This window comes from Massilia sp. X63, from assembly GCF_041023745.1.
In the GTDB taxonomy this organism is placed as follows: Bacteria; Pseudomonadota; Gammaproteobacteria; order Burkholderiales; family Burkholderiaceae_D; genus Telluria.
This window is the reverse complement of record NZ_JBFTEF010000025.1, coordinates 1-22,920: the sequence shown is the minus strand read 5'-3', so window position 1 is coordinate 22,920 and position 22,920 is coordinate 1. Positions and strand designations below refer to the sequence as shown.

At 64.4% G+C, this 22,920-nt stretch carries 32 protein-coding genes and 1 tRNA gene; 10 read left to right on the top strand and 23 right to left on the bottom strand.

Going from position 1 to position 22,920, the window contains the following annotated elements:
• Window positions 1-5: 5 nt before the first annotated feature.
• The 19 genes from rpsE to AB3347_RS25050 all read right to left on the bottom strand — a co-directional run bounded on the left by rpsE (window position 6) and on the right by AB3347_RS25050 (window position 8,764).
• Window positions 6-524: a 30S ribosomal protein S5 gene (gene rpsE, locus AB3347_RS25140; RefSeq protein ID WP_183554232.1), complete on the bottom strand. Its 519-nt coding sequence runs from the start codon at window positions 522-524 to the stop codon at window positions 6-8.
• Window positions 525-536: 12 nt separating this feature from the next.
• Window positions 537-899 (bottom strand): 50S ribosomal protein L18, encoded by a 363-nt coding sequence (gene rplR, locus AB3347_RS25135; protein ID WP_005663438.1) that lies wholly within the window; start codon window positions 897-899, stop codon window positions 537-539.
• Between the two features lie 11 nt (window positions 900-910).
• Entirely contained in the window at window positions 911-1,444 is a 534-nt protein-coding gene (gene rplF / locus AB3347_RS25130) for a 50S ribosomal protein L6 (protein ID WP_036208949.1), read from the bottom strand.
• 9 nt (window positions 1,445-1,453) lie between these two features.
• Complete coding sequence (gene rpsH / locus AB3347_RS25125) at window positions 1,454-1,849, bottom strand: 30S ribosomal protein S8 (RefSeq protein ID WP_027867250.1); 396 nt, start codon at window positions 1,847-1,849, stop codon at window positions 1,454-1,456.
• A 14-nt stretch (window positions 1,850-1,863) separates the two neighbouring features.
• Window positions 1,864-2,169 (bottom strand): 30S ribosomal protein S14, encoded by a 306-nt coding sequence (gene rpsN / locus AB3347_RS25120; RefSeq protein WP_369094399.1) that lies wholly within the window; start codon window positions 2,167-2,169, stop codon window positions 1,864-1,866.
• A 4-nt stretch (window positions 2,170-2,173) separates the two neighbouring features.
• Window positions 2,174-2,713, bottom strand: a complete 540-nt coding sequence (rplE, locus tag AB3347_RS25115) for a 50S ribosomal protein L5 (protein ID WP_036208953.1) — start codon at window positions 2,711-2,713, stop codon at window positions 2,174-2,176.
• Window positions 2,714-2,718: 5 nt separating this feature from the next.
• The gene (gene rplX, locus AB3347_RS25110; RefSeq protein ID WP_036208955.1) at window positions 2,719-3,033 is read right to left on the bottom strand and encodes a 50S ribosomal protein L24; all 315 of its coding nucleotides are present in this window, start codon (window positions 3,031-3,033) and stop codon (window positions 2,719-2,721) included.
• A 9-nt stretch (window positions 3,034-3,042) separates the two neighbouring features.
• Entirely contained in the window at window positions 3,043-3,411 is a 369-nt protein-coding gene (gene rplN / locus AB3347_RS25105) for a 50S ribosomal protein L14 (RefSeq protein WP_005663451.1), read from the bottom strand.
• Between the two features lie 225 nt (window positions 3,412-3,636).
• Window positions 3,637-3,909, bottom strand: a complete 273-nt coding sequence (gene rpsQ / locus AB3347_RS25100; protein ID WP_036246286.1) for a 30S ribosomal protein S17 — start codon at window positions 3,907-3,909, stop codon at window positions 3,637-3,639.
• Complete coding sequence (gene rpmC, locus AB3347_RS25095; RefSeq protein WP_027867254.1) at window positions 3,906-4,097, bottom strand: 50S ribosomal protein L29; 192 nt, start codon at window positions 4,095-4,097, stop codon at window positions 3,906-3,908. The genes rpsQ and rpmC overlap by 4 nt, the downstream gene beginning before the upstream one ends.
• A 12-nt stretch (window positions 4,098-4,109) precedes the next feature.
• Window positions 4,110-4,529 carry a 50S ribosomal protein L16 gene (rplP, locus tag AB3347_RS25090; protein ID WP_005663456.1) on the bottom strand — a complete coding sequence of 140 codons (420 nt, stop codon included), beginning with the start codon at window positions 4,527-4,529 and terminating at the stop codon, window positions 4,110-4,112.
• Window positions 4,530-4,531: 2 nt separating this feature from the next.
• On the bottom strand, window positions 4,532-5,362 hold the full coding sequence (gene rpsC, locus AB3347_RS25085; protein ID WP_369094398.1) for a 30S ribosomal protein S3: 831 nt from the start codon (window positions 5,360-5,362) through the stop codon (window positions 4,532-4,534).
• An 11-nt stretch (window positions 5,363-5,373) separates the two neighbouring features.
• Window positions 5,374-5,706, bottom strand: a complete 333-nt coding sequence (gene rplV / locus AB3347_RS25080; RefSeq protein WP_171085678.1) for a 50S ribosomal protein L22 — start codon at window positions 5,704-5,706, stop codon at window positions 5,374-5,376.
• Window positions 5,703-5,978, bottom strand: coding sequence for a 30S ribosomal protein S19 (gene rpsS / locus AB3347_RS25075; protein ID WP_005663463.1), 276 nt, complete (start codon window positions 5,976-5,978; stop codon window positions 5,703-5,705). Before rpsS ends, rplV begins: the two co-directional genes overlap by 4 nt.
• 10 nt (window positions 5,979-5,988) lie before the next feature.
• Window positions 5,989-6,816 carry a 50S ribosomal protein L2 gene (gene rplB, locus AB3347_RS25070; protein ID WP_258826436.1) on the bottom strand — a complete coding sequence of 276 codons (828 nt, stop codon included), beginning with the start codon at window positions 6,814-6,816 and terminating at the stop codon, window positions 5,989-5,991.
• A complete protein-coding gene (gene rplW, locus AB3347_RS25065; RefSeq protein ID WP_027867259.1) occupies window positions 6,816-7,133 on the bottom strand; it encodes a 50S ribosomal protein L23 in 318 nt (105 codons plus the stop codon). The genes rplB and rplW overlap by 1 nt, the downstream gene beginning before the upstream one ends.
• Window positions 7,130-7,750 carry a 50S ribosomal protein L4 gene (rplD, locus tag AB3347_RS25060; RefSeq protein WP_027867260.1) on the bottom strand — a complete coding sequence of 207 codons (621 nt, stop codon included), beginning with the start codon at window positions 7,748-7,750 and terminating at the stop codon, window positions 7,130-7,132. The genes rplW and rplD overlap by 4 nt, the downstream gene beginning before the upstream one ends.
• 2 nt (window positions 7,751-7,752) lie before the next feature.
• Window positions 7,753-8,409: a 50S ribosomal protein L3 gene (gene rplC, locus AB3347_RS25055; RefSeq protein ID WP_027867261.1), complete on the bottom strand. Its 657-nt coding sequence runs from the start codon at window positions 8,407-8,409 to the stop codon at window positions 7,753-7,755.
• Window positions 8,410-8,687: 278 nt separating this feature from the next.
• Window positions 8,688-8,764, bottom strand: a tRNA-Val gene (locus AB3347_RS25050).
• A 326-nt stretch (window positions 8,765-9,090) separates the two neighbouring features.
• Between AB3347_RS25050 and ggpS the strand changes: the two genes are divergently transcribed.
• Together ggpS and AB3347_RS25040 are read left to right on the top strand one after the other, a co-directional pair.
• The gene (gene ggpS, locus AB3347_RS25045; protein ID WP_369094397.1) at window positions 9,091-11,430 is read left to right on the top strand and encodes a glucosylglycerol-phosphate synthase; all 2,340 of its coding nucleotides are present in this window, start codon (window positions 9,091-9,093) and stop codon (window positions 11,428-11,430) included.
• Between the two features lie 16 nt (window positions 11,431-11,446).
• A complete protein-coding gene (locus tag AB3347_RS25040) occupies window positions 11,447-12,541 on the top strand; it encodes a mechanosensitive ion channel family protein (RefSeq protein WP_369094396.1) in 1,095 nt (364 codons plus the stop codon).
• Between the two features lies 1 nt (window position 12,542).
• On the opposite strand, the gene AB3347_RS25035 is transcribed toward AB3347_RS25040, so the two are convergent.
• Complete coding sequence (locus AB3347_RS25035; protein ID WP_369094395.1) at window positions 12,543-13,553, bottom strand: LacI family DNA-binding transcriptional regulator; 1,011 nt, start codon at window positions 13,551-13,553, stop codon at window positions 12,543-12,545.
• Between the two features lie 228 nt (window positions 13,554-13,781).
• Between AB3347_RS25035 and AB3347_RS25030 the strand changes: the two genes are divergently transcribed.
• The 7 genes from AB3347_RS25030 to AB3347_RS25000 all read left to right on the top strand — a co-directional run bounded on the left by AB3347_RS25030 (window position 13,782) and on the right by AB3347_RS25000 (window position 20,573).
• Window positions 13,782-14,357, top strand: a complete 576-nt coding sequence (locus tag AB3347_RS25030) for a TerD family protein (protein ID WP_369094394.1) — start codon at window positions 13,782-13,784, stop codon at window positions 14,355-14,357.
• A gap of 79 nt (window positions 14,358-14,436) precedes the next feature.
• Window positions 14,437-15,456, top strand: a complete 1,020-nt coding sequence (locus AB3347_RS25025; RefSeq protein ID WP_369094393.1) for an ATP-grasp domain-containing protein — start codon at window positions 14,437-14,439, stop codon at window positions 15,454-15,456.
• Window positions 15,453-16,637 (top strand): phosphoribosyltransferase domain-containing protein, encoded by a 1,185-nt coding sequence (locus AB3347_RS25020; protein WP_369094392.1) that lies wholly within the window; start codon window positions 15,453-15,455, stop codon window positions 16,635-16,637. Before AB3347_RS25025 ends, AB3347_RS25020 begins: the two co-directional genes overlap by 4 nt.
• A complete protein-coding gene (locus tag AB3347_RS25015; RefSeq protein WP_369094391.1) occupies window positions 16,615-17,367 on the top strand; it encodes a hypothetical protein in 753 nt (250 codons plus the stop codon). Before AB3347_RS25020 ends, AB3347_RS25015 begins: the two co-directional genes overlap by 23 nt.
• Window positions 17,364-18,452 (top strand): cysteine protease StiP family protein, encoded by a 1,089-nt coding sequence (locus AB3347_RS25010; protein WP_369094390.1) that lies wholly within the window; start codon window positions 17,364-17,366, stop codon window positions 18,450-18,452. Before AB3347_RS25015 ends, AB3347_RS25010 begins: the two co-directional genes overlap by 4 nt.
• Window positions 18,445-19,338, top strand: a complete 894-nt coding sequence (locus AB3347_RS25005; RefSeq protein WP_369094389.1) for an HpcH/HpaI aldolase/citrate lyase family protein — start codon at window positions 18,445-18,447, stop codon at window positions 19,336-19,338. Before AB3347_RS25010 ends, AB3347_RS25005 begins: the two co-directional genes overlap by 8 nt.
• Window positions 19,335-20,573 (top strand): TerD family protein, encoded by a 1,239-nt coding sequence (locus tag AB3347_RS25000; protein ID WP_369094388.1) that lies wholly within the window; start codon window positions 19,335-19,337, stop codon window positions 20,571-20,573. Before AB3347_RS25005 ends, AB3347_RS25000 begins: the two co-directional genes overlap by 4 nt.
• 35 nt (window positions 20,574-20,608) lie before the next feature.
• Here the strand turns inward: AB3347_RS25000 and AB3347_RS24995 are convergent, their stop codons facing one another.
• On the bottom strand, window positions 20,609-21,178 hold the full coding sequence (locus AB3347_RS24995) for a hypothetical protein (RefSeq protein WP_369094387.1): 570 nt from the start codon (window positions 21,176-21,178) through the stop codon (window positions 20,609-20,611).
• Between the two features lie 160 nt (window positions 21,179-21,338).
• Between AB3347_RS24995 and AB3347_RS24990 the strand changes: the two genes are divergently transcribed.
• Window positions 21,339-21,536: a hypothetical protein gene (locus tag AB3347_RS24990; protein ID WP_369094386.1), complete on the top strand. Its 198-nt coding sequence runs from the start codon at window positions 21,339-21,341 to the stop codon at window positions 21,534-21,536.
• Window positions 21,537-21,640: 104 nt separating this feature from the next.
• Here the strand turns inward: AB3347_RS24990 and rpsJ are convergent, their stop codons facing one another.
• Window positions 21,641-21,958 (bottom strand): 30S ribosomal protein S10, encoded by a 318-nt coding sequence (gene rpsJ, locus AB3347_RS24985; RefSeq protein ID WP_005663509.1) that lies wholly within the window; start codon window positions 21,956-21,958, stop codon window positions 21,641-21,643.
• A gap of 186 nt (window positions 21,959-22,144) precedes the next feature.
• A partial coding sequence (locus tag AB3347_RS24980; RefSeq protein WP_369094385.1) for an elongation factor Tu occupies window positions 22,145-22,920 on the bottom strand: 776 nt, incomplete at its 5' end.

Sequence of the window (22,920 nt, the reverse complement as noted above, 5' to 3'; positions counted from 1 at the left end):
TCCCCTTAACCCAGGATGTCTTCAACCGACTTGCCGCGCTTGGCAGCGATGTCGGAAGCAGTGCTCATTTTCGACAGACCGTCGAGGGTCGCGCGAACCAGGTTGTACGGGTTCGACGAACCGGTCGACTTGGCGACCACGTCGGTCACGCCCATCACCTCGAAGATAGCGCGCATTGCGCCACCAGCGATCACGCCGGTACCCGGCTTGGCCGGCATCATCATGACGCGCGAGGCGCCGTGACGACCGGAAACGGTGTGGTGCAGCGTACCGTTCTTGAGGGGCACCTTGATCAGGTTGCGGCGGGCTTCTTCCATCGCTTTTTGCACGCCGACAGGAACTTCCTTCGACTTGCCTTTGCCCATGCCGATGCGGCCATCGCCGTCACCGACAACGGTCAGCGCTGCAAAACCCATGATACGACCACCCTTCACCACTTTGGTGACGCGGTTGATCGCGATCATTTTCTCGCGCATGCCATCATCCGGCTTGTCGCTTGCCATTTTCGCTTGCATTTTTGCCATGACGATTCTTCCTTAGAACTTCAGACCGGCTTCACGCGCGGCTTCTGCCAGCGCCTTCACACGGCCGTGGTAACGGAAACCCGAACGGTCGAATGCGACTTCGGTGATTCCTGCTTTCAGTGCTTTCTCTGCGACGCGCTTGCCGACCAGGGCAGCGGCTGCAGCGTTGCCGCCGGCGCCGGTCTTGCCAGCCAGTTCAGCACGCACTTCAGCTTCCAGCGTCGAGGCCGACACCAGCACCTTAGCGTCCGGGCTGATCAGGTTCGCATAGATGTGCAGGTTGGTGCGGTGAACCGACAGACGGTTCACGCCCAGCTGGGCGATCTTGATGCGGGTTTGACGTCCGCGACGCAGACGCGATTGTTTCTTGTCCATGTCAGCTCCGATTATTTCTTCTTGGTTTCTTTAAGCTTCACCACTTCGTCCGAATAACGGACACCCTTGCCCTTGTAAGGCTCAGGCGAGCGGTAAGCGCGCACTTCAGCGGCCGTCTGGCCGACCTTCTGGCGATCGATACCCTTGATCACGATTTCGGTCGGAGTCGGGGTGACCGCGGTGACGCCTTCCGGCATCGCGTGCAGCACCGGGTGCGAGAAGCCCAGGGACAGGTTCAGGGCGTTGCCCTGCACTGCTGCCTTGTAGCCCACGCCCACCAGGTTCAGCTTCTTCTCGAAGCCCTTGGTGACGCCGGTAACCATGTTGTTGACCAGGGCGCGCAGGGTGCCCGACATGGCGTTCGATTCACGCGAATCGTCGACCACGTCGAAAGTCAGCGTGCCGTTGTTGTTTTCCACTTTGACCAGGCCGTTCAGGGACTGGGTCAGGGTGCCGAGCGGGCCCTTGACGGTGATCGACGACGCATTGATTGCGACTTCGGCACCTGCCGGGACGGCGATTGGCATCTTAGCTACTCGAGACATGTCTACTCCTTAAGCCACGTAGCACAGCACTTCGCCACCGACGCCGGTAGCACGTGCTTTGCGGTCGGTCATCACGCCTTGCGGGGTCGAGACGATTGCCACGCCCAGGCCATTCATGACCGACGGGATTTCGTTCTTGCCCTTGTAGACGCGCAGGCCAGGACGGGACACGCGCTCGATGCGCTCGATGACCGGACGGCCGGTGTAATACTTCAAACCGATTTTCAGTTCAGCCTTGCCACCTTCGGTGGTCACGGCGAAATCTTCGATGTAACCCTCGTCCTTCAGGACGTTGGCGATCGCAACTTTAACTTTCGACGACGGCATGTTGACGGTGGTCTTCGAAACAGTTTGTGCGTTGCGGATGCGGGTCAGCATATCGGCGATAGGATCGCTCATACTCATTGCTTATTCTCCTATTACCAGCTGGCTTTGGTCATACCCGGGATTTCGCCTTTCATGGCGAATTCGCGGAGCTTGGTGCGGGCCAGACCGAATTTACGGAAGGTGCCACGTGGACGGCCGGTGATGGCGCAGCGGTTACGCTGGCGGGTCGGGGCCGAGTTACGCGGCAGTGCCTGCAGTTTCAGGCGTGCTTCGTACTGCTCTTCTTCCGACTTCGACTGGTCGTTGATGATCGCTTTCAGAGCTGCACGCTTTGCGGCGAATTTCTCCACCAGGTCTGCACGCTTCTGTTCGCGGTTAATCAGTGCAAGTTTTGCCATGCTCTTAGTTCCTGAACGGGAATTTGAAGGCGGCGAGCAGCGCTTTGGCTTCTTCGTCGGTCTTAGCGGTCGTGGTGATCGAGATGTTCATGCCACGCAGCGCATCGATCTTGTCGTAATCGATTTCCGGGAAGATGATCTGCTCTTTGACGCCGATGTTGTAGTTGCCACGGCCGTCGAACGATTTGCCGTTGACACCACGGAAGTCACGCACGCGCGGCAGGGCCACGGTGATGAAACGGTCCAGGAATTCGTACATGCGGTTGCCGCGCAGGGTCACCATGGTACCGATCGGGTAGCCTTCGCGGATCTTGAAACCTGCGATTGCCTTACGGGCCTTGGTCACGACCGGCTTCTGGCCGGCGATCTTGGTCAGGTCGCCAGTGGCGTGCTCGATGACCTTCTTGTCAGCGACTGCTTCCGACAGACCCATGTTCAGGGTGATCTTGGTCAGGCGCGGGACTTCCATGATCGACTTGTAACCGAATTTCTCGGTCAGTTCGGCGACGACTTTGTCTTTGTAAATTTGTTGGAGACGGGCCATTTATCTTACCCCTTCACTACTTCGCCGTTCGACTTGAAGACGCGGACTTTTTTGCCGTCCACATCTTTGAAGCCAACGCGATCTGCCTTGCCGGTCGCAGCGTTGAACAGCGCGACGTTCGACACGTGAATCGGCATAGTCTTGTCGACGATACCACCAGTAACACCGGTCATCGGGTTCGGCTTGGTCGCTTTCTTAGCGACGTTGACGCCTTCAACGATGACGTGTTCAGCGTCTACACGCTTCTGAACGACGCCACGCTTGCCCTTGTCCTTACCGGCCAAAACGATGACTTCGTCGTTTTTACGAATCTTATCCATGTCGACTCCTTACAGAACTTCAGGTGCCAGCGACACGATCTTCATGAACTTCTCGGTACGCAGCTCGCGCGTGACCGGTCCGAAGATACGGGTGCCGATCGGCTCCAGCTTGGCGTTCAGCAGGACAGCGGCATTGCCATCGAACTTGACCAGGGAACCGTCCTGGCGGCGCACACCTTTAGCGGTACGCACAACCACGGCGTTGTAAATTTCACCCTTCTTGACGCGACCACGCGGCGCAGCCACCTTGACGGTGACCTTGATGATGTCGCCAATGCTCGCATAACGGCGCTTCGAGCCGCCCAACACCTTGATGCACAGAACTTCCTTGGCACCGGTGTTGTCGGCCACTTCGAGCCGGCTTTCGGTTTGAATCATAGTATTTTCTTTCCCAACTTAAGCCGTAGAAAACCCCACGGAAACCGTGGGCCTGCGGTCAGTCTTGGTCCCGCCGCACCGCCCCTGCTGGAGCAATACGTTTGGGTGATGGACTTTCCATTCGTTACAGGCCGCAGAACCGCGGAGGAATACTGCGGCAACACATGAACGAAGCCCGCTAGTATCACAGATACCAGCGGGCCACGCAAGACAAATTTTTAGGCTTTAGATGACCTGTGCTTGCTGCACAACACGGGTCACGGTCCAGGCCTTCGTCTTCGAGATCGGGCGACCTTCCGTGATCTCGACCGTGTCACCGGCTTTGACCTGGTTGGTCTCGTCGTGCGCGTGGTACTTGTTCGAGCGCACGATGATCTTGCCGTACAGCGGGTGCTTCACGTGACGCTCGATCAGGACGGTCACCGTCTTGTCCATTTTGTCGGACACGACCTTGCCGACCAGCGTACGCTTCAGCGCCGTTTTAGTGGTGTCGTTCATTTGGCTTCCTTCGAGTTCATCACAGTCTTCACACGCGCGATGTCGCGACGTACTTTCTTGAGCTGCGCGGTATTGCCCAGCTGCTGGGTAGCGATTTGCATGCGCAGGCCGAACTGGGCCTTCAGCAGCTCATTCAGCTCCTTTTGCAGCGCTTCCTGGTCCTTGCCGCGGAGTTCCGATGCTTTCATATTCAACTCCTGTTATTGGCCGACTTGACGGACCACGAACGTGGTCGCCAGCGGCAGTTTGGCAGCGGCCAGGCGGAACGCTTCGCGCGCCAGTTCTTCTGCGACGCCGTCCATCTCATACAGGACTTTGCCTGGCTGGATTTCAGCGACGTAGTATTCCGGGTTACCCTTACCGTTACCCATACGGACTTCAGCCGGCTTGTTCGAGATCGGCTTGTCCGGGAAGATACGGATCCAGATACGGCCGCCACGCTTGATGTGACGGGTCATGGCGCGACGCGCCGCTTCGATCTGGCGTGCGGTGATACGGCCGCGGGCAACTGCCTTCAGGCCGAACTCGCCGAACGAGACCGCGGTGCCGCGGGTGTGCGAAATGCCGGTGTTACGGCCTTTCTGCTCTTTACGATACTTCCTGCGCGATGGTTGCAGCATGCTTATTCTCCTGCTTTCTCAGCTGGCGCAGCGGCGGCCGGAGCGGCAGGCTTGACAGCCGGACGTGCACGGACGGTAGGTGCTGCATTACCAGGACGACCGGCGCCAGCCGGACGTGGGCCGCGCGACGGCTTGCCGTCGTCGCGACGCGGGCCGCGTGGCTTCTTCTCATCCGGCGGGGTGTCGATGACTGGGGCTTCGCCGGTGACCGAACGGTCGCCCTTGTAGACCCAGACCTTGACGCCGATGATGCCGTAGGTGGTCGATGCTTCGCTGGTGCCGTAGTCGATATCGGCGCGCAGGGTGTGCAGAGGCACACGGCCTTCGCGGTACCATTCGGTACGTGCGATTTCGATGCCGTTCAGGCGGCCCGACGACATGATCTTGATGCCGACAGCGCCCAGGCGCATGGCGTTCTGCATCGCACGCTTCATGGCGCGACGGAACATGATGCGCTTTTCGAGCTGCTGGGCGATCGAGTCGGCGATCAGCTGCGAATCGATCTCAGGCTTGCGGATCTCTTCGATGTTGACGTGCACGGGCACGCCCATGATCTTCGTCAGCGACGACTTCAGCACTTCGATGTCTTCGCCCTTCTTGCCGATCACGACACCAGGACGCGACGAGTAGATGGTGAAGCGCGCGTTCTTGGCAGGACGCTCGATGACGATACGGCCGACCGAAGCGTTCTTCAGCTTCTTCTTCAGGAAAGCGCGAGCTTCCAGGTCTTCCTTCAGCATTTCGGCGAAGTTGCCGTTGCCAGCATACCAGCGCGACGCCCAGTTACGGGTGACCGCCAGGCGGAAGCCGGTTGGGTGGATTTTCTGACCCATCGTGTGACCCCTTAGTTACCGACAGTCACGTAGATGTGACAGGATTGTTTCGAAATGCGATCGCCGCGGCCCTTCGCACGTGCGGTGAAGCGCTTCAGGATCGGGCCCTTTTCAACGTAGATCTGCACGACCTTCAGTTCGTCGATGTCGGCGCCATCGTTGTGTTCCGCGTTGGCGATTGCCGACTCGAGAACCTTCTTGATGATGGTCGCGCCCTTCTTCGGGCTGAACTGCAGAATGTTGAGTGCTGCGTCAACTTTCTTGCCGCGGATCAGGTCTGCCACCAGGCGGCCCTTTTGTTCCGACAGGCGAACGCCTTTGAGGATTGCTTTAGTTTCCATTATCGTTTCGCCTTCTTGTCAGCAGCGTGGCCCTTGAACGTACGGGTCAGCGCGAATTCGCCGAGCTTGTGGCCGACCATGTTCTCCGACACGTACACCGGCACGTGGACCTTGCCGTTGTGCACGGCAATGGTCAGACCGATGAAGTCAGGAGTGATCGTCGAGCGGCGCGACCAGGTTTTGACTGGCTTCTTGTCTTTGGTCGCTTGCGCGGCTTCGACTTTTTTCACCAGGTGGGCGTCAATGAACGGCCCTTTTTTCAATGAACGAGTCATGTGTTATCCCTTATTTCTTGCCGCGGCGCGAGACGATCATCGACGAAGTGCGCTTGTTCGAACGCGTCTTCTTGCCCTTGGTCTGCTGGCCCCATGGCGACACCGGATGGCGACCTGCTGCCGTACGGCCTTCACCACCACCGTGCGGGTGGTCGATCGGGTTCATGACGACACCGCGGACGGTCGGGCGGACACCGCGCCAACGCATCGCACCGGCTTTACCGATCTTGCGCAGGCTGTGCTCGGCATTGCCGACTTCACCCACGGTTGCACGGCACTCGATGTGCACGCGACGGACTTCACCCGAGCGCAGGCGAACCTGGGCGTAGGTGCCTTCGCGGGCCATCAGGACGACAGCGGCGCCGGCGGTGCGGGCCATCTGTGCGCCTTTACCCGGCAGCATTTCGACGCAGTGCATCACGGTACCAACCGGGATGTTGCGGATCGGCAGGCAGTTACCGGCCTTGATCGGTGCTTCCGAACCGTTCATCAGGGTATCGCCGACAGCGACGCCCTTCGGAGCGATGATGTACGCACGGGCGCCGTCCGCGTAGCACAGCAGAGCGATGTGCGCGGTACGGTTCGGGTCGTATTCGATACGCTCGACCTTGGCAGGGATACCATCTTTCTGGCGCTTGAAGTCGACCAGACGATAGTGCTGCTTGTGGCCACCGCCGATGTGGCGGGTGGTGATGTGACCGTTGTTGTTACGGCCAGCAGTCTTCGATTTCTTCTCAACCAGGGCTGCGAACGGACGACCTTTGTACAGGTCGCTGTTCACAACCTTCACCATGCCGCGGCGGCCTGGGGAGGTTGGCTTCATCTTAACGAGTGCCATTATTTAGCCTCCTCGACAAAATTGATTTCCTGACCCGGCTTGAGGGCCACGAAAGCGCGCTTGGTGTGGTTGCGGCGACCGGTGAAACGGCCCGAACGCTTGACCTTGCCTTCGCGGTTGACGGTTTGCACCGATTCCACTTCGACCTTGAACAGCAGTTCGACGGCAGCCTTGATTTCCGGCTTGGTTGCATCCGGCAGAACCTTGAACACGATCTGTTCGTTCTTTTCAGCGACGAAGGTCGCCTTTTCGGAAATAACCGGAGCCAGCAGCACCTTCATCAGGCGCTCTTCGCTGAATTTGATAGCGGTGCTCATGCGTACATCTCCTCGATCTTGGCCAGAGCAGCTTTGGTGACCAGGACTTTCTTGTAGAACACCAGCGACATCGGGTCGGCTGCCTTCGGCTCGACGACGAGCACGTTCGGCAGGTTGCGCGATGCCAGTTCCAGGTTTTCATCGATGGTGTCGGTGATCACCAGGACCGATTCCAGGCCCATGCCCTGCAGCTTTTGCGACAGCAGCTTGGTCTTCGGAGCTTCGATCGACAGGTTTTCGACAACGTTCAGACGGCCTTCGCGGGCCAGCTGCGAGAAGATCGAGCAGATACCTGCACGGAACATCTTCTTGTTGACCTTGTGCGAGAAGTTCTCGTCCGGGGTGTTCGGGAAGATGCGACCACCGCCGCGCCACAGAGGCGACGACGACATACCAGCACGAGCGCGGCCGGTGCCTTTTTGGCGCCATGGCTTCTTCGTGGTGTGGCTGACTTCTTCACGGTCTTTTTGCTTGCGGTTGCCGCTGCGCGCGTTGGCGGCGTAGGCGACCACGATCTGGTGGATCAGGGCTTCGTTGTATTCGCGGCCGAACACGGTGTCGGCAGCTGCAACGCCGGCGCCAGCTTGACCTTGCTCATTCAGGAGCTGGAGTTCCATACTTAGGCTCCTTTCTTGGCTTTGGTTTTGACAGCCGGCTTGACGATCACCTGGCCGTTCTTGGCGCCAGGAACGGCACCTTTCACGAGCAGCAGTTGACGGTCAGCGTCGATGCGGGCGATTTCCAGGTTCTGGGTGGTGACGGTAACGTCGCCCATGTGACCGGTCATGCGCTTGCCCGGGAACACGCGGCCCGGATCCTGCGCCATACCGATGGAGCCAGGAACGTTGTGCGAACGCGAGTTACCGTGGGTAGCACGGCCCGAAGCAAAGTTGTAACGCTTGATGGTACCGGCGTAGCCCTTACCGATCGAGGTGCCCTGCACGTCGATTTTCTGGCCCACTTCGAACATCGAAGCATTGATGGTGTCGCCGGCTTTGAGTTCAGCGGCTTTGGTGGAATCGATGCGGAATTCACGCAGCATCGTGCCAGCTTCGACGCCAGCTTTGGCGTAGTGACCGGCAGCGGCCTTGTTCACGCGCGAGGCGCGACGTTGACCGAAGACGACTTGCACCGCAGTGTAGCCATCAGTTTCAGGGGTTTTGACTTGCGCAACACGGTTGTTGGACACGTCCAGCACGGTGACAGGGATCGAATCGCCGTCATCCGTGAAGATACGCATCATGCCAACCTTGCGACCGAGGAGGCCCAGGCTCATTTTTTCTCCATTCCCACCTACGATTGGGCGGGGCTAATTAGTACTACTAAAAAAGCATGGGCAAAAAAAGAGATGCCCATACCGAAGCCGGCTAGTATAGCGCGCAAACGGCGACGGCGCAACAGGATAAATCGAGGTGTACTCGGCCTGTTGCGTTTTCCGCAGTGTCCTGGAGAGAGCAAGGAATCTGACCTAGCCGGTCAGCACAGAAAAGGCACACCGCTGCGCCTTTTCTCTGCAGGCTACGACCATTGCTGGGAGCCTGCGATCTGGAAGTCTGGTGGGCGGTGCAGGATTCGAACCTGCGACCCCTTGGATGTCGACCAAGTATTCTAACCAGCTGAACTAACCGCCCGGGGAGCCGCATTATACGTAGCAGCCCAGCGGTTTTGCAATAGCTTTTTTTCGATCGTGTCGAACAAGTCGGCGGACCGCCCTGCCGGCGGCTGGCGGATCGCGGGTTGTCGATGTCGCCAACTAATGCTATTGTACAAATGTATTTTTGGGGTCAGCCCCCCCCAATCCTCCTGTTGTTCACGTTCCCTTCGCCGGCAGATGGCGGTGCGTCCGGCGCACCGTGCCTGCCCTATTTCCTGGTGTGCCCGCCTCCCGGCGGATCGCGCACGCCCCGACCCGGTCCGCCGCCCATGCGCGCGGACGCATCGTAGAAAAGGATGATTCATGACCGTCATCGATTCGCAACGCTGGTCCCGCCCTCTCGATCCTTCCCGCCTCGTGCTCGCCACCGACCTCGATGGTACCCTGCTCGCCGGCACGCATGAAGCGCGGCGCCGCGTGCGCGACCTGTTCGCCGGCATGGCCGATGCGCCCGCCGGCGCCCGCCCTACCCTGGTGTTCGTCACCGGACGCGGCCTGGAAACCGTGATGCCCCTGCTGAGCGATCCCACCGTTCCGCGCCCCGATTACATCATTGCCGACGTCGGCGCGACCGTGGTCGACAGCGAACTGCGGCCAGTCGAGCAGATCCAGCGCGAACTGACCGCCCACTGGCCCGGCAGCCAGGCGGTGCTGCGCGCCCTGGCCGGCTTCCCGCAACTGGTGCGCCAGAGCGTGCCGCAGGAACGCCGCTGCTCCTTCCTGGCGACCGAGGACGCGATCACCCCGGCCTTGCGGGCCGCGGTCCAGGCGCTCGACTGCGAACTGCTGTTCTCGGCCGGCCGCTACCTCGACGTGCTGCCGCGCGGGGTCGGCAAGGGCGCCGCGCTGCGTCGCTTGGTGGCCGCGGCCGGCTTCGACCAGGCCAGCGTGGTGGTGGCGGGCGACACGCTGAACGACCTGTCGATGTTCGAGACCGGTTTTCGCGGCGTGGCGGTGGGCGGCTCCGAGCCGGCCCTGGTGGAGCGGGTGCGCAAGAATACGCGCGTCTACGTGGCGACCGCGGAAGGCTGCGGCGGGATCCTCGAAGCCCTGGCGCACTACGGCATGCCGCTCGGCGACGAGGTCGGCACGCAGGCGGCGCCGGCCTGCGGCGATGCCGAGCTGGTCATGGTCTACCACCGCTTGCCCTACGACGAAATCATGGTGGACGGCATCACGCTGCAGCGCCGTCCGAAGAGCCCGAACGGCATCATGCCCACCCTGCTGAGCTTTTTCGCGGGCGGACGCAAGGGCTCGTGGGTGGCCTGGTCGCAGCAGGACAGCCGCGCCCCCGAAGGCTTCGAAGCGCATGTGGCAGTGGACGCGGCGCGCTATCCGCAGCTGAAGGCGGCCCGCATCGCCCTGACGCCGGAAGACATCGATCTGTTCTACAAGAAGTTTTCGAAAGAGGCCTTCTGGCCGATCATCTTCTCCTTCCCGGACAAGGCCGAGTTCAAGCAGGCCCATTGGGAACGCTTCCTGGAAGTGAACCGCCTGTTCGCCGAGCAGACCGCGCGCGAAGCCGCGCATGGCGCCACCGCCTGGATCCACGACTACAACCTGTGGATGGTGCCGGCTTTCCTGCGTCCCTTGCGACCCGACCTGACCATCGCCTTCTTCCACCACACGGCCTTCCCCTCGAGCGACGTGTTCAACATCCTGCCATGGCGCCGCGACATCATCGGCAGCCTGCTGCAGTGCGACTACGTGGGCTTCCACGTGCCGCGCTACGTCGAGAACTTCGTCGACGCGGTGCGCTCGTTCGCGCCGGTCGAGATCGCGGGCAGCCAGGCCTGTGCGCCGCGCTTCCTGACCTACGGCTGTGCCCTGGGGGTCGACCGCATGACGACCGCGATCGAGGTCGGCGAACGCCGGGTCGCGCTTGGCGCCCACCCGGTCGGCACCGACGTCAAGCTGATCGCGCGCCTGGCGCAGGAAGAGATCGTGCAGCGCCAGCTGAAGGAGCTCGACAGCTACCTGGCTGGCAATGCTGGACAGCAGCGTACCGGCATCGTCTCGATCGAACGCCTCGACTACGTCAAGGGCTCGCTGGAGAAGCTGGAAGCCTACGAGCGCATGCTGGAACGGCATCCCGAAATGCTGGGCAAGGTGACCCTGCTGAACATCGTCACCCCGGCCGCGAGCGGCATGGAGATCTACGACAGCCTGCGCGAGGAACTCGACCGCACGGTGGGCCGCATCAACGGCCGCTTCTCGACCCTCGACTGGGTGCCGGTGCGCTACTTCTACCGCTCGCTGCCCTTCGAAGACGTGCTGGCCCACTACGCGGCGGCCGGCATCGCCTGGATCACGCCGCTGCGCGACGGCCTCAACCTGGTAGCCAAGGAATATGTCGCCACCCGGCACGCATTGCAACGGCCCGGCCTGCTGATCCTGTCCGAGTTCGCCGGCGCCGCCGTCGAGCTGCACGGCGCCCTGCTGGTCAACCCTTACGACGCCAATGCCATGAGCGAGACCTTGTACCAGGCACTGACCATGGGTGCCGACGAGATCGCCTACCGCTCGGAACGCCTGGCGATGATCGTGGAGGAGCACGACGTCACGCGCTGGGGTGAAGGCTTCCTGGCGGCCCTCGAACACGAAGCGCCGGACGATGCCGTCGATGGGCGTAGCGCCGCCTGACGGGAGAATACATCAGATGAATACCGTTTTCCTGGGTAACCCGGTGGCCGACTGGCTGATGGCGCTGGTGGCCGCCGCCGTGGTCGTGACCGGCCTCGACGCGGCAAAGTCGATACTGTTGCGGCGCCTGCGCTCGTTCGTCGCGGCCAATCCGGGCGGCTCGCGCGCGCTCGGCGCCGCCGTGGCCTCGCTGTCCAGGACCCGATTGGTGGTTCTGGTCATCGTCGGCCTGTATGCCGGCGCCAGCCTGCTGGCCCTGCCCGAGCGGACGCAACTGTTCATCAGTCGCGCCGCGATCGCCGCGGTGCTGATCCAGTGCGCGATCTGGGGCGATCATGCGCTGCGCGCCTGGCTGGCCGGCACCCGCGCGGAGCAGGCCCTCGATCCCGACCGCGTCACGTCGTCGACCGCGATCTCCTTCCTCCTGCGCGTGGTCCTGTGGGCAGTGGTCGGCCTGATGACCCTGGATAACCTGGGCGTCAACATCACCGCACTGGTGGCCAGCCTGGGGGTTGGCGGTATCGCCGTGGCGCTGGCGGTGCAAAGCATCCTGGGCGACCTGTTCGCCAAGCTGTCCATCGTGCTCGACAAGCCCTTCGTGGTGGGCGACTTCATCATCGTCGACAAGATGCTGGGCACCGTGGAGAGCGTCGGCCTGAAGACCACGCGGGTGCGCAGCCTGGGCGGGGAGCAGATCGTGTTCTCGAATGCCGACCTGCTCAAGAGCCGGATCCACAACCTGCGCCGCATGGAGACGCGCCGCGTGGTGTTCACGGTCGCGGTCACCTACGACACCCCGGAACCCGCGCTGCGCGCGCTGCCCGGCCTGCTGGAAGAGATCGTCACGGCCCAGCCGCAGGTGCGCTTCGACCGTGCGCACCTGAGCTCGCTGGCGGCGCCAGCCTATACCTACGAGGTGGTGTATTTCGTCGACAGCGCGGACTACCGCGTGTTCATGGACCGGCAGCAGGAAATCTACCTGCGCATCGTAGCCATGCTGGGCGAACAGGGGGTGCGCCTGGCGCTGCCGTCCCAGACCGTGCACCTGGACGCGGCCGGCGCCCTGCCGGTGGTGCATCCGGCGCCGGCCGAGGAGCGCGCGGCGGCCTGACTCAGGCGCCGGCCAGGGGGGCGGCGGTCGACTGCCGCACCACCAGGCTGCCGCGCAGGCGCTGGTGCCGGCGCGGTCCGGCTTCGCCGCGGATGCGCCCCACCAGCAATTCGGTAAGCCGGCGGCCCAGCGCATGGGTCGGCTGGGCCACCGTGGTCAGGCGCGGCGTGGCGAAGGCGGCCATGCCGAGGTCGTCGCCGCCGACCACCGACAGCTGCCCCGGCACCGCCACGCCCGCTTCGCTGGCCGCACACAGGCCGCCCAGCGCCATCAGGTCGTTGCAGGCGAAGATCGCCGTGGGCGGCGCTGCCAGCCCCAGCAGCGCACGGACGGCATCGTGCCCGCCCGCGCAGTCCGGCGTGCCATGGATCAGGTAGCCGGGCGCCAGGCCGATGCCCTCTTCGTCCAGCGCGCGGCGCAGGCCGGCGATGCGCTCGCGGCTGTGCGGCTCGGCGCGCGGGCCGGCGACGCAGGCGATGCGGCGGTGGCCCAGCCCGATCAGGTGGCGCGTGGCCGCATGGCCGGTGGCCTCGTGGTCGAGGCCGATGAAATCGGTATCGACGGCCGCCACCTCGTGCTCGGCCAGCACGATCGGCACGCGCTGGCTGGCCAGCAGCGGGGCCAGCGCGGCGCCGGCCGCGCCGGCCACCAGGATCAAGCCGTCGATGCGCTTCTCGATCAGGCTGCGCAGGTGGGAGGCCTGGCGCCCGGCGTCCTCGTAGCCGTTGCACAGCATGATGTTGTAGCCCACCTCGAAGGCGGCATCCTCGATCCCGCGCAGCAGTTCGGCAAAGGAAGGATTGGTGTTGTCGGGGATGGAGACGCCGATGGTGCGGCTCTTGTCGTTCTTGAGGCTGCGCGCCATCGCGTTCGGGATGTAGCCCATCTCGTCGATGGTTGCCAATACCCGCGCCCTCACCTCCTCGCTGACTGCCCGCGTACCGTTGATCACGTGCGAAACGGTCGAGGTCGAAACACCGACCCGCTCCGCCACCTGCTTCATTGTTGCCATCCTGTCTCCTTCCGGCGGCAATTATGACTGGAATGTTACGGCGCGGGCAACGCCGTATGGACATCACGCAGTGAGCAATGTGAAATCCGGAGCGTGTACAATCAAATAATTAACGCCCCCCCCGAACGCGCTCGCAGGGCGCTGATTCGGACACTGAACCGCCGGCCCTCGCACGCCTTCGCGGCAGCGACGATGGCCGGTCCACCCCGACTATATATAGGAGTTCGTATGGCAATCAGTCTGCAGAAAGGCGGCAACGTCAACCTGAGCAAGGAAGCGCCGGGCCTGACCAAGGTGATCATCGGCCTGGGCTGGGACCCGCGCTCGACCGACGGCGCCGCGTTCGACCTCGACGGCAGCGCTTTCATGCTGAAATCGGATGCCAAAGTGCGCGGCGACACCGACTTCATCTTCTATAACAACCTGAAATCGAGCGACGGCTCGGTGGTCCACGCCGGCGACAACACCACCGGCCAGGGCGAAGGCGATGACGAGAAGATCGCGGTCGACCTGTCGCGCGTGCCGGCCGACATCGACAAGATCTCCTTCTGCGTCACCATCCACGACGCCGATGCGCGCCGCCAGAACTTCGGCATGGTCGCCAAGGCCTACATCCGCTGCCTGAACGGCAACGGTGAAGCCGAAATCGCGCGCTACGACCTGTCCGAGGACAGCTCGACCGAAACCGCCATGATCTTCGGCGAGCTGTACCGCCACGGCGGCGAATGGAAGTTCCGCGCCGTCGGCCAGGGTTTCAAGGGCGGTCTCGGCCCGCTGGCGCGCTCGTTCGGCGTCAACGTCTGAAGCAAGAAGCGGCCCGATCCGCTCGTCCCGCGTGCCCGCCTCGAGCGGGCACGCCTGTTCACCTGTCTTGAAAGACTTCATGCGCGTCTGGTTCAACAGGACGTTTTCGTCCGTCTACGCCGCCATCGGGCTGATCCGCGAAGCCGATACCGCCGGCCGTTTCACCATCGTCCACAGCAATGCAAACCGCCACACGCCGGCGGCGCGCCTGGCGCACGAGTTCCACGGCGAGCCGACCGGGCTGGAGGCGGCCGCCTACGTCGACTGGTGCGTGGAATTCTGCCGCAAGCAGCGCATCGACATCTTCGTGCCGGGCCGCGAAGCCACCACCCTGGCCGCGCAGCACGCGCGCTTCCAGGAGGTCGGCACGCGCGTGCTGAGCGCGGCCTCGGCCCAGAAGCTCCAGCTCATCCATGACAAGGCCGGCTTCTACGCCGAGACCGATCTGCCGCAGGCGCCGGTGGCCGAATTCCGCCGCTTCGACAGCATCGAACAGTTCGACGCCGCCTGGGCCGAACTGCGCCCGCGCCATGCCAAGCTGTGCATCAAGCCTTCCAAGGGCATCTACGGCATTGGCTTCGCCGTGGTGGACGAGGCGCGCAGCAGCGCCGAACTGCTGCTGACCGGCGTCGAGTACCACATCGGCTACCAGGACCTGCGCCGCGGCCTGGCCGAGCTGGGCGAATTCCGCACCATGCTGCTGATGGAATACCTCGAGGGCCACGAATACAGCGTCGACTGCGTCGGCGACAACGGCCGCCTGGTGACGGCCGTGGCGCGCCGCAAGCTGCCGCAGGCCGGCAGCGGCCAGCTGATCGACATGCGCCCCGAGATCATCGAGGCCACCACGAAACTCGCCGCCGACTACGGCCTGAACGGCATCTTCAACGTGCAATTCCGCGAGGCCGCCGGCAAACCGCGCCTGCTGGAGATCAACCCGCGCATGTCGGGCGGGATCGGCATGGCCTGCGCGGCCGGCCCCAACCTGCCCTGGATCGCGCTGAAGGGCTTTGCCGACGGCTTCGACACGGTCGAGGTGCCGCCGGTCCGCCACGGCATGCGCGTGATCGAAGTGGCCGAAGCGATGGAGCTGGCATGAACGCCAAGTCCGATCCCGATGCGCTGGCGCGCCGCAGCGTGGCGCTGCCGACCGGCACGCTGGAAGTCACGCTGGACGACGGCGGCGAAGAACTGGACGCGCTGCTCGGCTTCGCGGCGCGCGCCAACGCCAAGCGCGGCTTTCTGTTCCTGAGCAAGGTGCTGGGCAAGCACTGGCCGGTGAAACCCTCGGCCATGGTCGCGGTCCACGAGCGCCTGGCCGCCACCGTCCCGGCGACCGACGCTCCCGTGGTGTTCATCGCCATGGCCGAGACCGCGATCGGGCTGGGCCAGGGCGTGTTCGAAGCCTGGCTGCGCGCCCATCCGGAACGCGAAGCCCTGTTCATCCACACCACCCGCTACCGGGTCGGCAACGGAGAGCTGATCGAGTTCGAGGAAGCGCACAGCCACGCGCCGCGCCAGTTCCTGCACATGCCGCCTGACGCGGCGCTGCGCGACCTGCTGCTGCAGGCGCGCACCCTGGTGCTGGTGGACGACGAGGCCAGCACCGGCAATACCTTCCTCAACCTGACCGATGCCTGCCGCCGCCTGAACCCGCACATCGACCGCGTGCACCTGGCGACGATCACCAACTTCATGGGGCAGCAGGCGACCATGGGCCTGTCGGCGCGCTTCGGCCTGCCGGTGTCGATGGGCGCCCTGGTGAGCGGCGAATACCGCTTCACCCCGGGCGACTACGTGGCCCCGGCTACCCCTGCCCAGCGTTTCGACCCCGACGCCGACCGCGGCGCCAGCCCGCGCTTCGGGCGCCTGGGCCTGCGCGCCGCCCTGCCCGCCCCCGCGGCGCTAGCGGCGCGCCTGGCACGCAGCTTTGCGCCCGGCGCCAGGGTGGCGGTGCTGGGCACCGGCGAGTTCATGCACGCCGCCATGCTGCTGGGCAGGGAGCTAGAACGGCTGGGCGTCGACGTACGCGTGCAGTCGACCACGCGCTCGCCGATCCTCACCTGGGGCGCGGTGGAGCACGCCTTGCGCTTTGCCGACAACTACGGCGAAGGCATCGCCAATTTCATCTACAACATCGCCCCCGGCCAGTACGACCACGTGCTGCTCTGCCACGAGACCGCCGCCAATCCCGCCCTGCGCGAGCTGGCCGGCCTGCTGGATGCGCGCCTGTTCCATTTCCTGTCCGAGGCCGAGATTGAAGAAGTTCCTGTTCGCTGACCTGGACGACACCCTGTTCCAGACCTTCGAGAAGTGCTCGGCGCGCGATGCGCTCGAGCCGGCCGCCTATTACAAGGACGGCAGCATCTGCTCGTACACCACGCGCGCCCAGCGGGCTTTCCTCAGCTTCGTGCAGGACGGGATGACCGTGATCCCAACCACGGCGCGCGACCACGACGGCCTGCGCCGCGTGCACCTGCCTTTCGACAGCTACGCCATCATCAACTACGGCGGCGTGGTGCTGCAGCCCGACGGCAGCGCCGACCGCGCCTGGCTGGAGCAGGCCCGCGCCACCATGCACGCCGCCCTGCCCGGCCTGCAGGAACTGGCCCGCCACATCGACGACTACGCCGCGCGCACCGGTTTCGGCGGGCGCGCGCGCATGATCGAGGATTTCGCCATGCCCTTCTTCCTGGTCGTGAAAGATCCGGACAAGCGCCACGAACGCCTGGCGCCGGTCGAGCTGGAAGTAGTGCGCCCCTGGATCGAGAACGGCCACCCGGACTACGTCGTGCACCGCAACGGCAACAACCTGGCGATCCTGCCGAAGGCGCTCGACAAGGCCAATGCCGTGGCCCACGTGAGCGCCCTGCTGCGCGCCGAGCACGGCGACATCGTCACCTTCGGCATGGGCGACAGCCGTTCGGATGCGCGCTTCATGGCCGCCTGCGACTACGCCATCGTCCCGCGCGCCACCCAGCTGGCGCGCCTGACCGTGGAGACGCTGTGAGCTTCCCGGGCAGCTACCGCAGCGGCGAGGTGGAATTCCTGCTCACGCGCTTGCCCGCGCAGGAGTTCACCAGCGTGGAGGACAAGGAGCGCCTGATCCAGTCGGGCCGGCGCCACTACAGCCAGATGCTGTCGCCCGAGTCGCTGCCATCACAGCGCTACATGGCCCTGTTCGAGGAAGCCTGCCGCGCCAACAGCGCGCGCATGGCGGCCGACTGCCTGCGGCTGGCCGCGCTCATCCACGCGCGGCGCCCCGGCGCCATCGCCCTGGTGTCGCTGGCGCGCGCCGGCACCCCGGTGGGTGTGGTGGTGACGCGGCTGCTGCGCGAGGTGTTCGGGCGCGAGGCGCGGCATTACTCGGTCTCGATCGTGCGCGACCGCGGCATCGACCAGGCCGCCCTGCGCCACATCCTGGCCCAGGGGCACCCGCCCGCATCGCTGGTGTTCGTCGACGGCTGGACCGGCAAGGGCGTGATCGCGCGCGAACTGGCGCTGTCGGTGTCCGCCTTCAACGCGGCGCAGGGCACGCAGATCGACAGCGGCCTGTACGTGTTGTCCGACCTGGCCGGCGCGAGCGCCTGCGCTGCCTCCGGCGACGACTACCTGATCCCGTCGAGCATCCTGAATGCCACCGTGTCGGGCCTGGTGAGCCGCACGGTGCTGGACGAGCGTATCGGTCCCGACGATTTCCACGGCTGCGTGGTGTACGAGGCCTTCGCTTCCCACGACCAGTCGCAGCGCTTCGCCGATGCGCTGGCGGCGCTGGCCGCGACGCAGGCACGGGAAGGGCTGCCGGCGGCCGTACCGCTGGACGCGCAAGCCGCCGCTGCGCGCTCGCGCAGCTATCTGGAGGGCGCCATGGCGCGCTACGGCATCCAGGATATCAACCTCATCAAGCCCGGCATAGGCGAAGCCACCCGCGTGCTGCTGCGCCGGGCGCCGCGCCTGCTGGTGCTGCGCCGGCCGGGTGCGGCCGACGTGCGGCACCTGCAAGTGCTGGCCGAAGAAAAACAGGTGCCGGTCGCGATCGACCCGGACCTGCCCTACCACGCGGTTTCCCTGATCAGGAGTGCATCGGATGCATAAGTCTATTGGGGCGTCGCTGTACGTGCCCGCCAACCACAAGGACCTGGGCAGGATCGCCAACGGCGACAAGCTGTCGCAGGCGCGCTCGCTCATCTTCTGCACCGAGGACGCGATCGCCGACCGGGAACTGAGCTGGTCGCTGTTCAACCTCTCGGTGGTGCTGGCCAACATGCGCAGCGACGTCGCGGTCGAGCGTTTCGTCCGGGTGCGCAACCCGGACGTGCTGGCGCGCGTGCTGGCCATGCCGGGCGCCGAAAAACTCAGCGGCTTCGTGCTGCCCAAGGTCACGCGCCACAATTTCGACAGTTATTTCCGCCTGGTGCGCGATACCCGCCACTTGCTGATGCCCACCCTGGAGACGGCGGAGGTCTTCAGCGACAGCGAAATGCAGCAGCTGCGGGCCGTGTTCGACGCGCCCGGCGTGCGCCAGCGCATCCTCTGCCTGCGCATCGGCGGCAACGACCTGCTCGCCCTGCTGGGCCTGCGCCGGCCGCGCGGCATGACGATCTACCGCACCCCGCTGGGCCCGGTGATCGCGCGCCTGGTGACCACCTTCCGTCCCTGGGGCTTTGCCCTGACGGCGCCGGTGTTCGAATACCTCGACCTGCCCGAACTGCTGGACCAGGAAGTGCTGGAAGACCTGGCCTACGGCATGGTCGGCAAGACCGCGATCCACCCGACCCAGATCGGGCCGATCGAACAGCACTACCAGGTGCGCCCGCAAGACCTGGCGGTGGCGCGCGCCATCCTCGACGAGGCCAGCCCCGCCGTATTCCGCATGGACGATGCGATGTGCGAGGTCGCCACCCACCGCGCCTGGGCCGAGCGCCTGGTGGAACAATCGCACCGCTTCGGCTCGCGCTCAATGGAAGGAGAACCGACATGAACCAATTTTCGCGTGGCCAGAAAGGCAAGCTGGCCGACCTCGGCAGCGGCAACGCTTTTACCGTCGACGTAGACATCCAGGCGCCCGGCATCTCGGTCGACGTGTCCTGCTTCGGGCTGGATGCGGCCGAGCGCCTGTCGGACGAGCGCTACATGGTGTTCTACAACCAGTTGGCCAGCCCCGAAGGGGCGGTGCGGCTCGAGCTGGGCGGCGCTGCCTCGCGCTTTAGCGTGAACCTCGACCTGCTGCCGGCGAGCATCGCGAAGTTGGTCTTCGTGGCCGCCATCGACGGCGCACAGACCATGCGCGCGCTCGGCGCCTGTTCCCTGAGCCTGGGCAGCGCGGTGCGCTTCCCCTGGTCGGGCGCCGACTTCGGCGACGAGAAGGCGGTCATCGTGGCCGAGCTGTACCGGCGCGACGGGAGCTGGCGCTTCGGCGCGGTCGGCCAGGGTTTCAACGGCGGGCTGTCGGCGCTGCTGGCGCATTTCGGCGGCACCGAGGCCAGGCCGGCGTCGGCATCCCCGCCCGCCCCCGCCCCGGCCGCCGCGCCGGCGCAGCCGAAGGTGTCGCTGTCGAAAGTCACGCTGGAAAAGCGCGGCGACAAGGTCTCGCTCGACAAGCGCGGCGGCCGCGGCTTCGGCCGCATCCACGTCAACCTGAACTGGAACCAGTCGGCCATGGCGGCCCCGCCGCAGCCGGCGAAAACCGGCTTCTTCGACAAGCTGATCGGCGGCGCCACCGCGCGCAAGGGCCGCGGTGGGATCGACCTCGACCTCGGCTGCATGTACGAACTGGCGGACGGCCGGCGCGGCCTGGTGCAAGCGCTCGGCAATGCCTGGGGCGACTTCGAGCGCGAACCCTACATCAAGCTGGACGCCGACGACCGCACCGGCGCGGTAGCGGGCGGCGAGAACCTGTACATCAACGGCGAGCGCTTCGACCAGATCCGCCGCGCGCTGATCTTTTCCTTCATCTACGAGGGCGTGCCCAACTGGGCAGCCACCGACGGCGTGGTGACCATCGCCGCGCCGGACCAGGCCCCGATCGAGGTGCGCCTGGACGGCGGCGGCAACCAGATGATGTGCGCGATCGCGCTGATCGAGAACCGCGGCGGCAGCCTGCAGGTGACCAAGCTGGCCGAGTACTTCCAGCAGCAGGGCGGCACCAGCGCGCACGAGCTGATGGACCGCCACTTCGGCTTCGGGCTGCGCTGGAAGACCGGCTCGAAGGGCTGAGCGGCATTGCCCGCGCGTTCGGCCCCGGTACGGATCTAGCCGCAGGTTTCGACGTAGGAGACTGCGGGCTGGAGTCCTGCGCGCATCTTCGTCACCTTGCCGCCGGACTCCTCCAGGATGATGGCGGAGCGGCCATCGGCGCTGGGAAGGCTCAGGTAGTGGCCGTTCGCATCGTATTTGTGCACGCTCACATGGACTTCGGGATGCGCCCTGCGCACCTGTTCCAGCGTGTCGCCGATGCGGCCCAAGGCGCTGGCAAGGCCTGGTCCGGCATCGGCGCGGGTAACGACACCGTGTTCAAGCATGAAACGCAGGCCGGGCAAGGCATCGAAGCGCACCATGCTGCAGACCGGGTCGAAAGGCTCAGGCAAGATCGCCTTGCCACCGACCGCCTGCTCGGCCTCTGCCAGCTGCATGCCGAAACGGACAGCCTGGAAGCCTTCGGCGCTCAACATGTCCGGCGCTGAAGGACTGCTCGGTGCCGGCGCGGCGGCCGGTGCGGTGACTGGCACAGTGCCGGCATTGCCCTGTGCCGCAGGCGGCACGTTCTTATCGGTACATGCGCTCAACAGCGCGACCACTGCGAGCATGAAGTGTTTTCGCATTCCTGGTCTTTCTCCGTGTGATCGGGAAGGCGCAACTATACGTTGAATGGCATGCACGTGGCCACGCACGCCAGGCAGGTGAAGCCGTACACGCGAACTGATGCAGAACAAAGTGCCCGGTAAAAGCGCACTCGACAATGGGCTTTTGGACGGAGGCCCCATGTCGAACTTCGATCATCTGCCGGACGATGCCACGCGCCTCAGCGCCAAGAGCCTGCGCTCGCATGCCACCGGCGTCTCCGCGCACCCGACCTTGCTCGGCTGGATCGGCCGTTACGCGCTGCTGGTGATGCTGCTCGGCTGCGGCGCGGTGCTCGGCAGCCTGCTCGGACCGGTGGTGTACGCGCTCCTGAACTGATGCGCCGGACCGAACCGGGCCGGAAATGACAAGGGCCGGGAGTCCTTGCGGACTTCCCGGCCCTTGCAACCGCGGCGAATGCTCTGCCTGCGGTCAATCAGCCATTACTGCAGCTTGATTTCGACGTCGACGCCAGCCGGCAGGTCCAGCTTCATCAGTGCGTCGACGGTCTTGTCGGTCGGATCCACGATGTCCATCAGGCGCTGGTGGGTACGGATTTCGAACTGGTCGCGCGAGGTCTTGTTGACGTGCGGCGAACGCAGGACGTCGAAACGCTGGATACGGGTCGGCAGCGGGACCGGGCCCTTGACCACGGCGCCGGTGCGCTTGGCGGTGTCGACGATTTCCAGGGCGGACTGGTCGATCAGCTTGTAGTCAAACGCTTTCAGGCGGATGCGGATTTTCTGGTTCGGAGCGGACATGCTATTTCCTTTTAAAGAACGTTCCGGCAAGTGGCCGGCAATGTGTGAAAGGTGCTTCGGTACTGCTCAAGAGGCGGGAGTATATCACCGTTCCCTCTCATAAAGATGGGGACAGACCGAAAAGTCTGTCCCCACCTGTTGTGCCGACGGGACATGCGCCCCGCCGGCGGATCTCGCTAACCGAAATTAGGCGATGATCTTGGCCACGACGCCGGCGCCGACGGTACGGCCGCCTTCGCGGATTGCGAAGCGCAGACCTTCTTCCATCGCGATTGGAGCGATCAGCTTGACGGTGATCGACACGTTGTCGCCTGGCATGACCATTTCTTTGTCGGCCGGCAGCACGATCGAACCGGTCACGTCAGTCGTACGGAAGTAGAACTGCGGACGGTAGTTGTTGAAGAACGGGGTGTGACGGCCGCCTTCGTCTTTCGACAGGACGTACACTTCGCCGGTGAAGTCGGTGTGCGGCTTGATCGAGCCCGGCTTGGCCAGAACCTGACCACGCTGGACGTCTTCACGCTTGGTACCGCGCAGCAGCAGGCCGACGTTGTCGCCAGCTTGACCCTGGTCCAGCAGCTTGCGGAACATTTCCACGCCGGTGCAGGTGGTCTTGACGGTGTCGACGATACCGACGATTTCGATTTCTTCGCCGACCTTGATGATGCCGCGTTCGACACGACCGGTCACCACGGTACCGCGGCCCGAGATCGAGAACACGTCTTCCACCGGCATCAGGAAGGCGCCGTCAACGGCACGTTCCGGGGTCGGGATGTACGAATCCAGTGCGTCAGCCAGTTGCATGATGGCGTCTTCGCCCAGCGGACCAGCCTGGCCTTCCAGGGCCATACGTGCCGAACCCTTGATGATCGGCAGGTCGTCGCCTGGGAACTCGTACTTCGACAGGAGTTCGCGGACTTCCATTTCGACCAGTTCCAGCAGTTCTGCGTCGTCGACCAGGT

Coding starts and splice junctions, on each gene's coding strand:
- AB3347_RS25040 (WP_369094396.1), top strand. CDS start 11,447: ATGAATACCGTTTTCCTGGGTAACCCGGTGGCCGACTGGCTGATGGCG.
- rpsS (WP_005663463.1), bottom strand. CDS start 5,978: ATGACTCGTTCATTGAAAAAAGGGCCGTTCATTGACGCCCACCTGGTG.
- rpsE (WP_183554232.1), bottom strand. CDS start 524: ATGGCAAAAATGCAAGCGAAAATGGCAAGCGACAAGCCGGATGATGGC.
- rplE (WP_036208953.1), bottom strand. CDS start 2,713: ATGGCCCGTCTCCAACAAATTTACAAAGACAAAGTCGTCGCCGAACTG.
- rpsQ (WP_036246286.1), bottom strand. CDS start 3,909: ATGAACGACACCACTAAAACGGCGCTGAAGCGTACGCTGGTCGGCAAG.
- AB3347_RS24990 (WP_369094386.1), top strand. CDS start 21,339: ATGTCGAACTTCGATCATCTGCCGGACGATGCCACGCGCCTCAGCGCC.
- rplD (WP_027867260.1), bottom strand. CDS start 7,750: ATGGAACTCCAGCTCCTGAATGAGCAAGGTCAAGCTGGCGCCGGCGTT.
- AB3347_RS24995 (WP_369094387.1), bottom strand. CDS start 21,178: ATGCGAAAACACTTCATGCTCGCAGTGGTCGCGCTGTTGAGCGCATGT.
- rplN (WP_005663451.1), bottom strand. CDS start 3,411: ATGATTCAAACCGAAAGCCGGCTCGAAGTGGCCGACAACACCGGTGCC.
- rpmC (WP_027867254.1), bottom strand. CDS start 4,097: ATGAAAGCATCGGAACTCCGCGGCAAGGACCAGGAAGCGCTGCAAAAG.
- AB3347_RS25030 (WP_369094394.1), top strand. CDS start 13,782: ATGGCAATCAGTCTGCAGAAAGGCGGCAACGTCAACCTGAGCAAGGAA.
- AB3347_RS25005 (WP_369094389.1), top strand. CDS start 18,445: ATGCATAAGTCTATTGGGGCGTCGCTGTACGTGCCCGCCAACCACAAG.
- rplX (WP_036208955.1), bottom strand. CDS start 3,033: ATGGATAAGATTCGTAAAAACGACGAAGTCATCGTTTTGGCCGGTAAG.
- rplF (WP_036208949.1), bottom strand. CDS start 1,444: ATGTCTCGAGTAGCTAAGATGCCAATCGCCGTCCCGGCAGGTGCCGAA.
- ggpS (WP_369094397.1), top strand. CDS start 9,091: ATGACCGTCATCGATTCGCAACGCTGGTCCCGCCCTCTCGATCCTTCC.
- rplC (WP_027867261.1), bottom strand. CDS start 8,409: ATGAGCCTGGGCCTCCTCGGTCGCAAGGTTGGCATGATGCGTATCTTC.
- rpsJ (WP_005663509.1), bottom strand. CDS start 21,958: ATGTCCGCTCCGAACCAGAAAATCCGCATCCGCCTGAAAGCGTTTGAC.
- rplR (WP_005663438.1), bottom strand. CDS start 899: ATGGACAAGAAACAATCGCGTCTGCGTCGCGGACGTCAAACCCGCATC.
- AB3347_RS25025 (WP_369094393.1), top strand. CDS start 14,437: ATGCGCGTCTGGTTCAACAGGACGTTTTCGTCCGTCTACGCCGCCATC.
- AB3347_RS25000 (WP_369094388.1), top strand. CDS start 19,335: ATGAACCAATTTTCGCGTGGCCAGAAAGGCAAGCTGGCCGACCTCGGC.
- rpsH (WP_027867250.1), bottom strand. CDS start 1,849: ATGAGTATGAGCGATCCTATCGCCGATATGCTGACCCGCATCCGCAAC.
- AB3347_RS25020 (WP_369094392.1), top strand. CDS start 15,453: ATGAACGCCAAGTCCGATCCCGATGCGCTGGCGCGCCGCAGCGTGGCG.
- rpsN (WP_369094399.1), bottom strand. CDS start 2,169: ATGGCAAAACTTGCACTGATTAACCGCGAACAGAAGCGTGCAGACCTG.
- rplP (WP_005663456.1), bottom strand. CDS start 4,529: ATGCTGCAACCATCGCGCAGGAAGTATCGTAAAGAGCAGAAAGGCCGT.
- rpsC (WP_369094398.1), bottom strand. CDS start 5,362: ATGGGTCAGAAAATCCACCCAACCGGCTTCCGCCTGGCGGTCACCCGT.
- AB3347_RS25035 (WP_369094395.1), bottom strand. CDS start 13,553: ATGGCAACAATGAAGCAGGTGGCGGAGCGGGTCGGTGTTTCGACCTCG.
- rplW (WP_027867259.1), bottom strand. CDS start 7,133: ATGAGCACCGCTATCAAATTCAGCGAAGAGCGCCTGATGAAGGTGCTG.
- rplB (WP_258826436.1), bottom strand. CDS start 6,816: ATGGCACTCGTTAAGATGAAGCCAACCTCCCCAGGCCGCCGCGGCATG.